Source organism: Pseudomonas chlororaphis subsp. piscium, from assembly GCF_003850345.1.
Lineage (GTDB): Bacteria > Pseudomonadota > Gammaproteobacteria > Pseudomonadales > Pseudomonadaceae > Aquipseudomonas > Aquipseudomonas piscium.
In genome coordinates this window covers 4,031,572-4,048,098 of record NZ_CP027707.1, presented here as the reverse complement: position 1 = coordinate 4,048,098, position 16,527 = coordinate 4,031,572, and the positions used below count along the sequence as shown (strand labels likewise).

General features: G+C 63.6%; 7 protein-coding genes and 1 pseudogene. 4 read left to right on the top strand and 4 right to left on the bottom strand.

Going from position 1 to position 16,527, the window contains the following annotated elements:
- Positions 1-138 precede the first annotated feature (138 nt).
- Positions 139-2,925 carry a DUF5801 repeats-in-toxin domain-containing protein gene (locus C4K38_RS18485; protein ID WP_053279653.1) on the bottom strand — a complete coding sequence of 929 codons (2,787 nt, stop codon included), beginning with the start codon at positions 2,923-2,925 and terminating at the stop codon, positions 139-141.
- 334 nt (positions 2,926-3,259) lie between these two features.
- Positions 3,260-3,683, bottom strand: a pseudogene (locus C4K38_RS18480) (VOC family protein).
- Between the two features lie 151 nt (positions 3,684-3,834).
- Here C4K38_RS18480 and C4K38_RS18475 point away from each other — a divergent pair.
- From C4K38_RS18475 to C4K38_RS18465, 3 genes are all read left to right on the top strand, one after another.
- Positions 3,835-4,860, top strand: a complete 1,026-nt coding sequence (locus tag C4K38_RS18475; RefSeq protein WP_053279652.1) for a fimbrial protein — start codon at positions 3,835-3,837, stop codon at positions 4,858-4,860.
- Positions 4,861-5,127: 267 nt separating this feature from the next.
- A complete protein-coding gene (locus tag C4K38_RS18470; protein ID WP_462687214.1) occupies positions 5,128-5,901 on the top strand; it encodes a fimbrial biogenesis chaperone in 774 nt (257 codons plus the stop codon).
- A gap of 19 nt (positions 5,902-5,920) precedes the next feature.
- The gene (locus C4K38_RS18465; protein ID WP_053279696.1) at positions 5,921-6,922 is read left to right on the top strand and encodes a fimbrial protein; all 1,002 of its coding nucleotides are present in this window, start codon (positions 5,921-5,923) and stop codon (positions 6,920-6,922) included.
- A gap of 162 nt (positions 6,923-7,084) precedes the next feature.
- On the opposite strand, the gene adeC is transcribed toward C4K38_RS18465, so the two are convergent.
- Together adeC and C4K38_RS18455 are read right to left on the bottom strand one after the other, a co-directional pair.
- Complete coding sequence (gene adeC / locus C4K38_RS18460; protein WP_053279651.1) at positions 7,085-8,518, bottom strand: AdeC/AdeK/OprM family multidrug efflux complex outer membrane factor; 1,434 nt, start codon at positions 8,516-8,518, stop codon at positions 7,085-7,087.
- Between the two features lie 70 nt (positions 8,519-8,588).
- The gene (locus tag C4K38_RS18455; RefSeq protein WP_053279650.1) at positions 8,589-9,395 is read right to left on the bottom strand and encodes a helix-turn-helix transcriptional regulator; all 807 of its coding nucleotides are present in this window, start codon (positions 9,393-9,395) and stop codon (positions 8,589-8,591) included.
- A 695-nt stretch (positions 9,396-10,090) separates the two neighbouring features.
- Between C4K38_RS18455 and C4K38_RS18450 the strand changes: the two genes are divergently transcribed.
- Positions 10,091-16,510, top strand: coding sequence for a non-ribosomal peptide synthetase (locus C4K38_RS18450; protein ID WP_053279649.1), 6,420 nt, complete (start codon positions 10,091-10,093; stop codon positions 16,508-16,510).
- Positions 16,511-16,527: the final 17 nt, after the last annotated feature.

Below are 16,527 nucleotides of genomic sequence, written 5' to 3'. Positions count from 1 at the left end.
CCGTTGCGTGCTCTTCACGCCTGGTGCTGCTTGAACGTTCGGCGCAACGAGCATTGCAGCTACACCCCCTATGGCTGCTGCAAAAAAAAGCGAGGGCGGTTTCCAGGCCACCCTCGCATGGGGTTGACGCGCAATGTTTCAGACGCTGGCCAGGACGATATCGGTATTGAGCAGATCGACCCCGAGCAGGGTGATGCTCGTCAGCTGTCCGCCGGTCTCGGCAATCGTCACGATGCTGTCGGCGCCGGCATTGTCGATCGACTGCACGACGGCGCCCGCATCACCAACGAGCACCACCGCGTCCCGCTGGCCTGCGCCCGCATCGAAGCCGCTGACCTGGTACTGGTTCTCGGCGACCGACAGGTCGATGTTGAAGGCATCCCGTTCACCCGTGGTGCCCACCAGCCTGAAGTCGAAGGCCTGGTCGCTCGGGTCGTTGGCGAACAGGTTGGCGTCGAACGCGCTGGTTGCCGTATCCCCATCCTGGTCCGTGGTCGTGGCGTTGAACGCCAGCTGGATATCGCTGGCCAGGCTCTGGATCTCCTTGATGAACTGGATCACCGGGATCTTGACCGTGCCCAGGCCCATCGTCAGTTGGACCGCGTCGATCAGGTGGCTGCCATCCCACTGGACGGTGAAGGATTTCTGGTTTCCGGCTTCCGCGTGCAGGTCGGCGGCCTGCACCTTGATGGGGGCGCCCGAGGTTGTGCCGTTGTCGAAGTAGATCGTGTAGTACAGCTCTTCCGTGGCCGGGTTGTAGCCTTGCACCGAGTTGTCGATGAAGATCTTCATGCTCGTCAACAAGGTCTCTGGGTTGATCACGAAGCTCTCGTCACCGGCATTGATGCCGGCGGTGGTATTGCCCTCCAGGTTGTTGTTGGCAATACCGATGCCCGAGGTGCTGACGTTCATGGCCGCCGAGCCGATGAACGACGGCAGCGGGTTGGTCTGCAGTTGCGCTTCGGTAGGGTCGGGCGCGCCGAGCCCGATACCGGTCAGGATGCTGTTCGCGCCGGTTTGCGGTGCCAGCGGATTGGCGGCGAAGAACACCACGTCTTCGCTGCCGATCAGCAGCGTGCGCACCGGGTCCGGACCACCGGCAGCCAGCGAGCCGTCGGCACTGCTGAGGACGATGGTCGAACGGAAACCTTCCTCCATGTCCAGGGCATAGGTGCCATTGGTGTAGGCGCTCAGGGTGTAGTGAACGGTGGTCTCCGCGGTGGCTGCGTTGTTGTCGAAATCACCGGTCAGGGTCCCGGCGAACTGGTAGGCACCATTGCCATCGGGTGAAGGCGACTGCTCGACCAGCGTACCGGTGCCGGTGGTGGTCGTGTTATCCGGCCGGACCAGGGTGAACTGGTTGTTCAGCAACGAAATGTCCAGGCCGGTTACCCCCAGCCCGTCGGCTCCGGCCGCCATGTTCCAGTAGCCTTGTTGCGCCAGGTCGGTCCCGGTGCCGATCAGGTTGCCGAAGGCGAGGGTCGGTCCATCGTCCTCGAAGATCATGTGCGAGCCGATTTCGGCGGTCGTGGTGGAGGCTTGGCGCAGGGTGAGGCCACCGATGTCGAAATCGGCGTGGGTATTGCCCTTGGCGTCCAGGGCCGCGCCGTTCTCGACCAGTACGCGGTTATGGTCCGCGGTGGTGGTGTAGTCGATCTGGTAGCCAGCCTTGACGCCGGTGACGGTGGCCACGCCGCCATCAAAGCTGATGACGATGCTCGGATCATTCGCCGAGCCATCCGAGTTTTCGATCACCAGCCCGGTGCTTATGTTGATGACACGGACATTGGTGATGGCCACTGACGTATCGTTCGCATAGCCATTGACGAAACTCGCGCCACTTTCAACCGCGGTGTTGAAGGCACTGATTTTTACCACGGCACTCTTGCCGCCTTGCAACTGCACGATATCGAAATTGGCCGCCTTGGCATTAAACATCGCGGTGAAGTCGATGTTGGCTTCGAGATCGGCTTCGTTCTGGTCCAGGTTGGGAATGGTCACGTCCTGCCGGGCGCCGGTGACGAAGGTAAAACGGATGCCTTCCTGTTCCGTGATCATCTGGCTGTTGGTGCCGAAGGTGGTTGGGCCACCCGCCTGGCTGGTGTTGATGGTGTCACCAGTGTTGATGCTGGCGCCCGATGACTGGTCAGCGGGGTCCTTGCCGGTGGCGATGATTGTGGGGTCGGTGATCCGCAAGACTCCGCCGTCATCAACCACCGTCGGGTTGGCTTTGGTGAACATCAGGAATAGGTTCTGCCCGGAAGGCGCATTGGCCAGGCTGAACGTCAGGTCCTGGCTGGCGCCGATGAATACTTTATTCAGCAGGTTGAGGGCATCGTCCGGATTGCTCGCGTCCGGATGCTTGAGCGGCTGGTATTCCAGGGTCCAGATCTTGCCGCCCGACAGCGGCGACCCGGTTTCTTCGATATAGGCCGCGAACACGATCGCACCGTCAGGGCCTCCGGCGCGGCCCAGCAGGATGTTGTTGTTGCTATCGGTATAGAGAAGGATGCTGGTGCCATCGAGGGTGTCCAGGCCGCTGTCCAGGCCGTTGAGCGGCGCGCCCAGGCTGTCGGTGAAGCTGACATCGACATTGATCGCGCCGGGCGCCAGGTTGAGGGTGAAGGCATTGTTGCCGGTGTCGCCCACGGCGCCGGTATAACCGCTCAGGGCTGCATCCGTTGCGGTACCCGCGCCAAGGGCGGTCAGCCGGGTGGCGAAGGCCGAGGGCAGGGCGGTCAGCAGGATGTCATTGTCGTCGGCATCCCCCGCAGGGTCTGGCGTGGCGGTGGCGTTCTGCAACCCGGCGGTTTCGTCCAGGGCAACGTTGACCCCGGTCGCTACCACGAGCGGAGCGCCAACCGCCAGGATGGTGCTGAGGGTCAGGTCGTTCGTGAGTGAGGTGTTTTCTTGAAGGGTGGTCATGACATGCTCCTAGGCAGTTCTAGTTGGTGGGGGCCGGACCATGGCCCTTTGCTGGCAGATGTCACAACTATGGGGATGCGTCGCAGGCAGCACATTGGCCGATACTCCTAGGCCGTCTGGGAGTTTCAGCCTATGCGGCAGGGGAAATGGGGGAGCGTTGGCGCCTGTTGCCTTGGTGAGTGAGGGCATGCCGCCCCAGGCTTCAGCCGCCATTGCGTCGAGCTGAATCCGCGTCCGTCCAGGCGGTTGGGGGCGGGGCTGCTTGCATGCCTCTGGCCCGGGTCATGGGGAAGGCGAGTGTCTAGGGGAGCCACTGACAGGGGCGCCCTGTCCCTTATCGGTCCTCGGCGAATGCTTCCTCGATAAAGGCCTCCAGCTCCGTCTCTTCAAGCAGCTCGATGGAGAAATGCCCGAAGCGTTTCGGCAACCAGAGGATGCGGGTCCCGCTGGGCGACTGGAGATTGTCGCGCGACAGGGGTTTGCCGTTCTCGTCTTCCGGCTGCACACCGGCGGCCAGCAACTCGTCGTAGGCGGCCTCGATGTCCGGCGTGCAATAGCAGTGACGGTAGATCGTGCCTTCGCCGTTGGCGTCCATCAGCGCCTTGAGATTGCCGCTGAAGGGTTGCACCCGCATCAGGCGCTCCGTGCCGAACCTGACGATCGCATAACGCATATGCAAACCGTTGCGCTGCCAAATACGCACAGGCTTGCCCGAGGTCTTCGACGAGCACATCCACGTGGCTGAACGTCAATTTCAAGGTTTCTTTGCTGACGGAAAAAGCAGCAGGTTTTTTTGAGATTTATCTGATTCATCCCTTGTAGCTGCCCCACATAGAATGCCGCCCTCACGCCGATTCCCGGCCAGGGAAGTTGCAACGCCAATCTGAACTCAGTTCGAGGAGAAACGTTTTGAAAACGCTACGACAGGTGGGGCTGCTTGCACTGAGCCTGGGATGCATCATGGGCACTTCCGCCTATGCAGCGGATTATTGCGGCACGCCTAATTCTGGCACACCGAACAACCCATCGATCATCGCCAGTCTTCCCGCCATTACCACCTTGAAGTACGTCCCCATTGGCGGGGTAATGGCGTCGTACGAAGTTGCAGTCGGGCGCAGTTCTGGAGGATGGTCATGGTGCGACAAGTCTCAATGGGGATTGACCGAAGTTGTCACCAGCCTTGCATCAAGAGGCAGTCCAGGGCTTTACGACTCTGGTGTGCCTGGGGTCGGCATCCGCATTGGACATCTTGCCAGCCTTAACTGGTACACCCCCAGTTATCCACCTTTTACCTATACCGGGATAAGTTCGATCACCATCTTTTTTTTCGATAGATTGAGAATAGAGTTTGTGCGTACGGACATAGGGGTTGGAAAGGGCGATATGCCTTCCTTCAACTACAAGACCAGCTTTTTTATCGACACCAGCTACACCACTCCGAGGCGAGCGGTTTATGCCATCGAAGGATCAGGCCTTAAAACCAAGTTTGAACATAATGCGTTCTTCACGACTTGCTACACCCCCAAGAGCAGTACCGAGGTCAATATGGGGCGTCCTGCGGCAGAGCAGGTAAAGCGCGGCTCGGTCCAGGACTTTCCAATCGCTCTGGATGTCGTTTGCAACGGCCTCAACCCCACGGTCAAGCCACCGGTGAAGGTCTATTTCGAGGGCAACTCCGTTCGCGATGGCTTGTTGAATCTGAACGGTGTCGGCCAGACTGGTGTCGCCAAAGGTGTTGCCATTTCGCTGTCCAGCGACAAGAACGTGGCACTGCCATTCAGCAAAGCCAAGGCGGTGGCCCTGGATTGGCAATCCAGCGGCCCCGGCACCGAGATGTACCGCTTTGCCGCAAAGGCGCGCTATGTCACCACGGGCGCGGAAGTCGCCGCCGGCAAGGCCGATGCAACGCTGACCTATGTACTGGAATACAACTGAGCGCGTTTCCCGCCTCGGGACGCATAAAGAAGCCACTCGCCAGAGTGGCTTTTTTATACCCGGGATTGTTGCCCGCAGTGGCAGTCTTGCTGTGGGACAGCCTCGCAATAGCCTCTCCTTACGAAAAAGGCAGCAAGTGCTGCACCGGGTTTGGGAATTCTCTGATTCATCTCTTGCAACTGTCTCGCATAGAGTACTGCCCTCACGCGAACTCCCACCAAGAGGAGCTGCACCGCCAATCTGAGTTCGGACCGAGGGAAAAACGTTTTGAACAGGTACTCTAGCCCCGACCTACCGCGCTTGGTCTCAGGAAGCGCACTTTCACTGATCATTGGGCTCGCCTTCGCCTGGCAGTCTGAAGCCGCCAGGGCGGATCTCTCCTTCGACGGGAAGAACCGTTTCATCATGACCGGCCAGCGGATGGCCGTAACCCTGGTCAACGAAGGCAAGACGGCCGCCTTGGCGGAAGTCTCGCTGAATTGGGGGGAGCCTGACTCTGGGCAGAGCCAGCCACTGCCCCTGGCGATCTCCAAGCCCTTGCTGCAGATTTCCCCCGGAAAGAGAGCTGTCGTGGAAGTGTTCTACCAGGGGAAAGGCCTGCCGACTGACCGCGAATCCTATCTTCTGCTGAGTGTACTGGACGTGCCTCCGGCCGCTAAGACGCCGCACTCCATAAGCGTCGCGTTGCGGCACCGTTTCAAGCTGCTCTACCGTCCAACGCTGGAGAGCACCCTGGACGAAGCCATGGCCGGATTGTCATGGGCCGTGCAGAAAGAAACCGCAGGCAGTCTCATTGCTGACAACCCTTCCCCCTACTACCTGACCCTCAGCAATATCGAAACCATGGGCGCGAACGGCCAGCCCTGCGGCCAACCGATCGAGCACCTGATGCTCCCGCCGTTCTCGACACAGCCCGTCGACATACCAGCCTGCCAGTCCGCCAGTCTGCGTTACCAGATCATCAGCGATGCAGGCAACCTGCGGCCCTATGGGGCGACGCTATCCGCCGACAAAAAAAGCCACGGTTCGGCTCAACTCTGAAGTCAATGGAAGAGACATGATGAAGAAAATTTACCAGCTGGTTTGCCTGAGCCTGCTATTGGTGCTTGCTCAGAAGAGCTATGCCCTGGCCTGTAAGAAAGATGGCACTCAAGCCGCCGATGTGATCATGATCAACACCACCATCGCGGTGCCCAACAACCTGCCAAAGGACACCGTGCTCTGGCGCTCCGATAACTACAGCATCAGCATGACTTGCTGGCAGGACAATGGAGGGTATGGCGCCGAATACGTTTACTTTTATTTGAGCCCTCGCGACCAAGGCCTTACCCAGTTGGGGCCTGATCTGGAGGTGGGCATCCATCTCAATGGAACCGACCTGCGTTGCACTCAATTGGCCGGGTGCCGAGTGCAACTGCCAATCAAATTCGATGGTTGTTACGTTACAGGTGGTTGCAAGAACAAGGCTCAGACCTTCCCCTTGAACTTCAACTTTTTCCTCTCCAAAAGGAGTCGGCCCAGCCCAGGCAAGGAAGGAACCCTGACCACAGCCCCAACCTACCCCGCGTTCCAGCTGGATGGAGTAGGCGGCATGAACAACGCCCCTGATAGCAACTTTGTCATGGTGCTGACTGGATTGAACCGCTTACGCTATATCGCTTGCTCTTCAGTCCTGAGCATCTCCCCCAAGACCGTTGATTTCGGCACTATCGCTTCCGCCTCGGCGCAAACCGACAAGGTGATCAAGGAAGTTCCGCTCAGCATCACGTCCACCAAGAACTGCAATAGCGCGTACGGGCTGAACGCGGTCCTCACACCGGTCGCGGCGACAGTAACCGGCGGCTACACCCTTGTGCCGAACAACAATTCCTCGGTGGGCATCAGCCTGCTCAAACAACCGTCCCGCACTGCCATTCCCTTCAACAAGGAGTTCACCCTGGTGGAATCCGGCCGTGACCAGATGGTGGTGAAGAACTTCCTGGCTCAGCTGAAATGGCGGACCAACAAGGCGATTCTCGGGAAATTCAACGCCACCGCCACGATCGATGTTTTCTATAAATAGAACCGTCCAACCTCGGGCACTCGAACGTCAATTGATGGTTTGAAGCAGTAGAGCCGGTGAGGTCGATCCCATACAGGCTGGAAGCATTCATGGCTGGGATCGGGGCTTCCAAAAGAAAGCCTGACACGCGCCATTTTTATACCTGGCCTGCACGCTGCTTTGTCAGGGCGTGCGCTGGGCCAATGCCGGGTTCGGCTCCTCCTTCCAGGACCCGCCCAGCGCCGTGTACAGGTTGACCTCGGCGATCAGCTGCGCCAGCCGGTCGTTGATCAGCCCCTGTTGCGCGCTGAACAGCGAGCGTTGCGCGTCGAGGAACACCAGGTTGCTGTCCACGCCGGTGCGGTAGCGGTGTTCCGCCATCCGGTAATAGTCCTGGGTGGCTTCCACCAGGCTGCGCTGGGCGTCGAGCTGATCGCTGTAGGTCTGGCGCGCGGCGAGGCCGTCGGCGACTTCCTGGAAGGCGGTCTGGATCGACTTTTCGTACTGCGCGACGCTGATGTCCTTCTGCAGCTTCGCGTAGTCGAGGCTGGCCCGCAGGCTGCCGGCATTGAAGATCGGCAGGTTGATCTGCGGCTGGAAGGCCCAGCTGCCGGAGCCGCCCTTGAACAGCCCGGCCAGTTCCAGGCTGGAGGTGCCGGCGTTGGCCGTCAGGCTGACGCTGGGGAAGAAGGCGGCGCGGGCCGCGCCGATATTGGCATTGGCGGCCTTGAGCTGGTATTCGGCCTGGAGGATGTCGGGACGGCGTTGCAGCAGGTCCGAGGGCAACCCGGCCGGAACCTGGGCGATCAGGTCGCTGGCCAGCGGCCTCGCCGGCAGCGAATCGGCGACCTGGGTGCCCACCAGCAGGGTCAGGTTATTGAGGTCCTGGGCCACCTGGCGCTGGTAGCGGGCCAGGTTGGCGCGGGCGGTTTCGACGCTGGTCCGGGCCTGGCTCACATCCAGGGCCGAGACCTTGCCCGCGTCGGCACTGCGGGTGGTCAGGCGTAGGCTTTCTTCGTCGGCGACCAGGGTCTTGGCGGTCAGCGCCAGCAGTTCCTGGTCGGCGCGCCAGGTCAGGTAGGCGCTGGCGACGTTCGCCACCAGGCTGAGCCGGGCGCTGCGCCGGGCTTGCTCGGTGGCCAGGTAGCTCATCAGGGTCTGTTCGGTGAGGCTGCGCACCCGGCCGAAGAAGTCCAGTTCATAGGCGCTGACCCCCAGGGTGACCGAATAGGACGACTTGATCAGCGACTTGCCGGTGCCGGTCACGTCCCCCGGCACGCGCTGGCGTGAGCCGGCGCCGGTGGCGGACACCGCGGGAAACAGGTCGGCGCGCTGGATCCGGTACTGGGCCTGGAAGGCTTCCACATTCAAGGCCGCGACCCGCAGGTCGCGGTTGTTGACCAGGGCGCTGCGGATCAGCGTCTGCAGCTCAGGGTCATGGAACAGGCTGTGCCAGTCCGCTCCTTGTTCTGCAAATGCCGTGGCTTGAGTGGCATAAGCCGGGCCCTGCGGGTACTGGGAGCCAACCGGCGCCGCGGGCTGCCGGTAGTCCGGTATCAGCGAGCAACCGCCCAGTACCAATGCAAGGCTCACCAGGGACAGCGGGGACTTACTCATTGAACAGCCTCATCTACAAAAGCCGCGGCGGCGTCGCCCCGGGCGGGTTGAAAAGCGGGCAGGGCGCCGCTCAGGCGCCGACCATCCATTTCGCCAGGCCGTGCCGGCCGCTGACCCCGAGCTTGGCGGCGGCGCGCTTGAGGTAGGTTTCCACCGAGCTGTTCTTGACGCTCAGCCGCTCGGCCATTTCCGGCACCGTGCCGCCGGTCAGCAGGCCCAGGCAGACCTCTTTCTCCCGCGCCGACAAGGTGATGTCGCCCAGGCACAGCCGCTCGTTGAATTCCCGTTGCAGCGGCGATTGCTCGACCGCCGCCAGCGGGCTGCCGGGCGCGAGGCCGAGGTTTTTCTGGCAGGCCTGGCGGTTGATCTGGGCATGGCGCTCCACCAGCGGCAGCAGGGTTTGCGAGAGGCTCTTGAGAAACGACAGCTCGGCCAGGGAAAACAGCCGTTGCGCAGGGGGGCGCAGGAAGGTGATGACACAGCGGCGATTGGCTTTGCGTGACACCAGATGGCACTGGTGGGAGAGGTAACGCGGGTGTTTGCTGGAGGTCTGGGCGTTCATCTGGATCAGCAGCGAGTCGTTCATCTCGATCATCTTTTCCAGCAGCGGATGATCGTCCTGGTACTGCGAGGGCTGGGTCGGCGGCAGTGCCTCCTCGAGCCCGGCACTGCCCAGCGGCTTGATCTCGAGAATGCTCGCCTGGCGCTCGTCGAGGGACCATTGGGCGAGTTCGACCCGCTGCACAGGCACCAGCTTGTCCACCAGGTGCAGCATCTTCGCCGCAAACAGCCCATGGCCGGTGCTGGAAATCAGCTCCCCCAATTCGTTGTAGAAATGCGCACTGTCTATGTTGCGAATACTGCTGGTCAGACTCATATCCCTATCATCCCTGATGTAGACAGATCGTCGAACGGTTGGCGTCGGCGGCCACCACCCGTCCTTGCAACGAATGTCCGTGGCCGAGATTTTTCATTTAATCCCGCGGGTTTACCCAGCGTCTGTAGCTGAAAGCGGGGACACAAGCTGCCATAAAGTCCGCGTTGTTAATTTGACGAATTTCGCCCAAAAGGGCGGTTTTGCCAGAGGCGCGGATGATCGGGTTTTTAAGATAGTTCTTTGATATTCATAAGATTTATCTGATATGGCGGTACTTTTTACCCTGGGCGCCGTCCGGAACCTGTGGTGGATGTCCTACACGCTTTTAAGCCTTTGAATCGAGAATTATTAGCTAGTACGTGCGCGCAGACCGGTCCCCGGGCTGGCGAGAAGTCAATTTTCGACTACCCATTCATCCCGGCCCGAGCCGCTCGGTCGCGGGCTGGGCTGTCCGGGTTTCAGGTGACAGACAGGTCGCCAGGGCGCTGGTTAAATCCGTGGAGCCTGCGATACCAGGCGCTGCCGGGCTCTGCTCAGGGCATGGCTCAAGGCATGGTTCAAGGTATGCACACTTCACATGAGAAGGATCTTATGAAGCTTTTTTCCGTAGCCGCCCCAGGTGCGTTTGTCGCGATCGAGAACCCTTGCCGCCAGCCCGGACGTGCTATGGCTGCGTGTGCCCGGGAGGGCCGGCCATGACCCCGTCCAAGCTTGAGTCACAAGCCTTTGCCCTGACCGCCGCCCAGCGCGATATCTGGCTCGACCAGCTGAGCCGGGGCGATTCGCCGCTGTACAACATCGGCGGTTACGTCGAGCTCGTCGGGCCTTTCAGCGCCGAGCTGATACAGCAGGCCATCGAGCTGCTGGTGCGCAAGCACGATGCCCTGCGCACCGTGCTGCTGCCCGACACCGGTAGCGACGGCCTGCCTTTGCAGCGCTTCGCCCAGAGCATGCCGGTCGAGGTGCCGCTGGAGGACCTGAGCGCCCACCCCGAGCCGCTGGCGGCCGCCCAGGCCTTGATCCGGCAGAGGATGGAGCAGCCGTACCCCTTCGATGGCGGCCCGCTGTTCCGGTTTTTCCTGGTGCGCCTGGATGCTCGCCATCACCTGCTGGGCACCCAGGCCCACCACCTGATTCTCGACGGCTGGGGTTTTGGCCAGATGCTGCAATCCCTGGGCGGGATCTACAGCGCGCTGCAGACCGGGCGCCGCCCAGAACTGTCGGCGCCGTCCTATGTCGAGTTCATTCGCGACGATGCGCGCTACCACGATTCGCCGCGTTACCTGCGCGACCGGGCGTACTGGCAGGACAAGTACCGCACGTTGCCCGAACCGCTGCTGATGCCGCGGTATCGCGAGCGCTTCGCCAGGGAGGCCGCGGCTGCCGGCGACACCCCGAGCAACAATCTGCTGCAGCCATTCCCCACGCATTTGCACGAGCGCATGAAGCAGTGGGCGAAAACCTGCCAGGCCTCGGCCTTCCACGTGCTGCTGGCGGCCCTGTACGTCTATTTCACCCGCACCTTGCAGCGCGACGAGTGGGTGGTGGGGTTGCCGATTCTCAACCGTTCCAATGCCCGCTTCAAAAACACCCTGGGGCTGTTCACCCAGGTCAGCGCGGTGCGTTTCAGCTTCAGCCAGGACCTGCCGTTCGGCGAGCTGGTGCGGGCGGTGCGCGATGTGCTCAAGCAGGATTTCCGCCACCAGCGCTTCCCGTTGAGCGAGATGAACCGCTCCCTCGGCCTGCTGCGCGAGGACCGTGGGCAGCTGTTCGACCTGTCGCTGTCCTACGAACAGGACGACCACGATTACCGCTACGGCGAGGCGCTGGGGCATTCGGTCAAGGTCTGCAACGGGCACGAGCCGCTGCCCCTGGCCATCCACCTGCGCAGCAACAGCTACAACGACAAGGCGTGGATGCATTACCTCTACAACGAGGCGTATTTCCAGGGCGGGGAAATCGAGGCCCTGGCCGAGCGGCTGGTGCATGTGCTGGAGCAGGGGCTGGCCGACACCCGCCTGCCGATCGCCGAGTTCTCGCTGCTCAGCGCCCGCGACACGGCCCAACTGCAAGAGTGGAACGCCAGCGGCCGGGCGCCGGCCTGCACCCAGCCGTTGCACGCCCGCATCGAAGCCCAGGCGCAAGCGCGGCCACAGGCATTGGCGGCGGTCTGCCTGGGGCAGTCGCTGACCTATGCCGAGTTGAACCGACGGGCCAACGCTTTGGCACATCACCTGCGGTCGCTGGGTGTGCAGCCCGATGACCGGGTGGCCGTCGTCGCCCGCCGTGGCCTCGACACCCTGGTCGGGCTGCTGGCGATCCTCAAGGCCGGGGCCGCCTATGTGCCGATCGATCCGGCCCATCCCGCCGAACGCCTGAACTATCTGCTGGAGGACAGCGCGCCGCTGGCGGTGCTGACCCAGGCTGAGTTGCTGGCGCGCCTGCCGACCCTGAGCGTGCCAGTGATCGATCTTGGCTCGGACGACTGGCGAGAACAGCCGCAGACCAATCCGCAGGTCCCCGGGCTGACCCCGGCGCACCTGGCCTACGTGATCTACACCTCAGGTTCCACCGGTTTGCCCAAAGGGGTGATGGTCGAGCACCGGACCCTGGCCAACCTGGTGGACTGGCACTGTTCGGCCTTCGACCTGGGGCCGGGCGGCCAGACCAGCAGCCTCGCCGGTTTCGGTTTCGACGCCATGGCCTGGGAAGTCTGGCCGGCCCTGTGCAGCGGCGCGACCCTGCACCTGCCGCCGGCCCACGACGGCAATGAAGACATCGAGGCGCTGCTCGACTGGTGGCGCGCCCAGCCGCTGGATGTGAGCTTTTTGCCGACCCCGGTGGCCGAGTACGCCTTCAACCAGCGCCGGGGCCATCCGACCCTGCGCACCTTGCTGATTGGCGGCGACCGCCTGCGCCAGTTCGCCGAGGATCCCGGGTTTGCCGTGATCAACAACTACGGCCCCACCGAAGCCACGGTGGTCGCCACCTCCGGGCGGGTCGTGGTCGGCCAGGGCCTGCATATCGGCCGCCCCATCGACCACACCCGGGTCTATCTGCTGGACGAGCAGCGGCGCCCGGTGCCGGTGGGCGTGGCGGGGGAGCTGTATGTGGCCGGCGCCGGGGTGGCGCGGGGGTACCTGAACCGTCCCGAACTGACCGCCGAACGTTTCCTCAATGATCCCTTCAGTGATGAGCCGGTCATTGAAGGGCAGCGCGCGCGCATGTACCGCACCGGCGACCTGGCGCGCTGGCTGGCGGACGGCACGCTCGAGTACCTGGGGCGCAACGACGATCAGGTGAAGATCCGCGGCATGCGCATCGAGCTGGGGGAGATCGAAAGCGCCCTGGCCGCTGTGAGCGGCGTGCAAGAGGCGGTGGTCCAGGCTCGTGACGGGCGCCTGCTGGCGTATTTCACTGAACAGGCACAGCCGCTGGAGATCAACCAGCTGCATGCCCAGCTGCAAAGCCATTTGCCGGACTACATGCTGCCCTTGGCCTATGTGCGGCTGGCGGCGCTGCCGCTGACCGCCAATGGCAAGCTCGACCGCCGGGCCTTGCCGGTGCCGGGGCAGGAGGCCTTTATCAGCCGTGGCTACGAGGCGCCCCAGGGCGCGGTGGAAACCCGGCTGGCCGCGATCTGGGCCGGGCTGCTGCAAGTCGAGCGGGTCGGGCGCCAGGATCATTTCTTCGAGCTGGGCGGGCATTCGCTGCTGGCAGTGACGATGGTGGAGCGCATGCGTCAGGCCGGGTTGCAGGCCGATGTGCGGGTGCTGTTCGACCAGCCGACCCTGGCCAGCCTGGCGGCGGCGGTGGGCGACACCCGGGAGGTCGAGGTGCCGGCCAACCGCGTTGTCCCGGACTGCCTGCGCATCACCCCGGACATGCTGGTGCTGGCGCAGCTGGACCCGGCGAGCATCGAGCGCATTGTCGCCACGGTGCCCGGCGGCGTGGCTAATGTGCAGGAGATCTACCCCCTGGCGCCGTTGCAGGAAGGGCTGCTCTATCACCATATGACCGAGGTGCGCGATCCCTACCAGCAGCATGCAATGTTCGCCTTCGACAGCCTGCAGCGCCTGGATGCCTTTGCCCAGGCCCTGCAACAGGTGATCGCGCGGCACGACATCCTGCGCACCAGCCTGGTCTGGGACGGGCTGGAGCAACCCATGCAGGTGGTCTGGCGCCAGGCCCGGCTGCAACTCGAGGAAGTGCTGCCGGACCCGGAGGGCGGCGATATCGCCGAGCAGTTGCGCGAGCGCCTGGACCCAGGCCTGCGTCCGCTGGACCTGGGCCGGGCGCCGATGATGGCGCTGGCCTACAGCGAAGATCCGCGGAACCGGCGCTGGGTCGGCATGCTGCGTTTCCATCATCTGGTCAACGACGCCACCTCCACCGGCGTGCTGCTGGAGGAAATCCACGCCCATCTGCAGGGGCGGGCCGAGCAGTTGCCGGAGGCGGTGCCCTATCGCCGTTATGTGGCGCAGACCCGCCTGGGCAGCCACCACGAGGAACACCAAGCCTTCTTCCGCGAGTGGCTGGCGGACGTCGACGAGCCGAGCCTGGCTTTCGGCCGGCTGGAGCGCACGACCGTCGGTGACGCGCATGAAAAAGTCGAATGCCAGTTGACTCCAACCCTGGCCCGGAATCTGCGCAGCCAGGCCCGGGCCCAGGGGGTGAGCGCGGCGAGTGTCTTCCACCTGGCCTGGGCCCTGGTCCTGGGGCGCCTGTGCGGGCGCGAGGATGTGGTGTTCGGCACCGTGCTGCTGGGGCGCCTGCAGGCCGGCGCCGGGGCGGATCGGGCCCTGGGCATGTTTATCAATACCTTGCCGCTGCGCCTCGACCTGGCCGGGCAGACGGCGGCGGATGCCGTTCGCGAAACCCACAGGCGCTTGAGCGCCTTGCTCGCCCACGAACACGCGCCACTGGCGCTGGCTCAGCGCTGCAGTGGCGTGGCCGCGCCGACGCCGCTGTTCAACAGCTTGCTCAATTACCGTCATGCGCAGGCTGCGGATGGGCAGGACGTACTACGCGATTTGCCAGGCATCCAGCTGCTCGGCAGCGAAGACATCCTCAGCTACCCCCTGATGCTGTCGGTGGACGACCTGGACGAAGGGTTCAACCTGAGCGCCATGGCGCCCCGCAGCCTGGGGCCGCAGCGTCTGCTGGACGTCCTGCAAACCGTGCTCGACGGCCTGGTGCAGGCCCTGGAGCAATCGCCACAGACCGTGCTGCGCCAGCTGCCGGTATTGCCGCCGGCCCAGTTGCACCAGCTGCTGGTGGAACTCAATGCCACCGAGGTCGATTACCCTCGCGAGCAGACTTTGCACGGGCTGTTCGAGGCGCAAGTGCGGCGCACGCCGGACGCCATAGCCTTGCAGGCCGGCGAACAACAATTGACCTATGCCCAGCTCAACCAGCGCGCCAATCAGCTGGCCCATCACCTGCGCGAACGCGGCGTGCAGCCCGATACCCGGGTCGGCATCTGCGTCGAGCGCAGCCTGGAGCTGGTGATCGGCCTGCTGGGGATCCTCAAGGCCGGCGGCGCCTATGTGCCGCTGGACCCGGGTTATCCGCAGGAACGCATCCACTACATGCTGCAGGACAGCGCGCCGCTGGCGGTGCTGGTGCACGGCGCGACCCGCGAGCTGCTGGCCGAATCGCCGGCCAGGCTGATCGACTTCGACCGCTGCGACTGGCAACAGCAACCCGCGGACGACCCGCTGGTCCCTGGACTGAATGTCACGCACCTGGCCTATGTGATCTACACCTCGGGCTCCACCGGCCTGCCCAAGGGCGTGATGATCGAGCACCGCGGCCTCGGCAACCTGATGCACTGGGGCTCGCAGATCTGCCCGGATGCGCAGCAGGGGGCGTTGTTGCAGCGCGCGCCATTCAGCTTCGACGGTTCGGTCTGGGAGCTGTTCTGGCCTTTGACCAATGGCATGCGCCTGGTGCTGGCGCGGCCCGAGGGCCACCGCGAGCCGGCGTATCTGGCGCAGACCATCCGCGAGCAGGGCATTACGGTGATCAAGTTCGTCCCGGCGCTGCTCCAGCAGTTCCTCGAACTCGACGAGGTCAGCCAGTGCAGCAGCCTGACCGACGTATTCAGCGGTGGTGGCGAACTCACCGCGGCCATCGCCCGGCGCTTCCAGCAGCTGTTGCCACAGGCCCGGCTGCACAACGTCTATGGCCCCACCGAAGCCACGGTGGACAGCACCGCCTGGACCCTCGAACCCGGGGCGCCGGTGCCGGATATCCAGTTGCCGATCGGCCGGCCCATCGGCAACACCCGCCTGTACGTGCTGGACGATCACGACCGGCCGGTGCCTATGGGCGTCAGCGGCCACCTGCATATCGGCGGGGTGGGAGTGGCCCGGGGTTACCTGGGGCTGCCGCAGCTGCAGGCCGAGCGTTTTATCGACAGCCCCTTCGTTACCGGCGACCGCCTGTATCGCAGCGGCGACCTGGTGCGCTACCGCGCGGACTGCTGCCTGGAATTCCTCGGGCGCAACGACTTCCAGGTCAAGCTGCGGGGCCTGCGGGTCGAGCTGGGGGAGATCGAGGCGCGCCTGGCCAGCCATTCGGCGCTGCGCGAAGTGGTGGTGCTGATGCGCGACGAGCGCCTGGTGGCCTATTTCACCCTGCGCGACGCCGCGACGGCGCCGGGCATCGAAGGCCTGCGCGGGCATCTGCTGGCCCAGGTGCCGGAGTACATGGTGCCCTCGGCCTTTGTCCAGCTCGACAACCTGCCGTTGAGCCCCAACGGCAAGCTGGACCGCAAGGCCCTGCCGGCACCGGGGCAGGACGCGGTGCTCAGTCGCAGCTTCGAGGCGCCCCAGGGCGAGGTTGAAACCGCCCTGGCGCAGATCTGGGCCGAGGTGCTGAAGATCGAGCGGGTGGGGCGCCATGACCACTTCTTCGAGCTGGGCGGGCATTCGTTGCTGGCGGTCAGCCTGGTGGCGCGCATGCGCCAGGCCGGCCTCAACGCCGATGCCCGGGTGCTGTTCAGCCAGCCGACCCTGGCGGAGCTGGCGGCCAAGACCGTCGGCCATGTGCAGCGGCTGGCCATTCCGGCCACCACCATCCCGACCCTCAACCGCAAGCGCCGTCTCTGACGGCGAAACATTTCCTC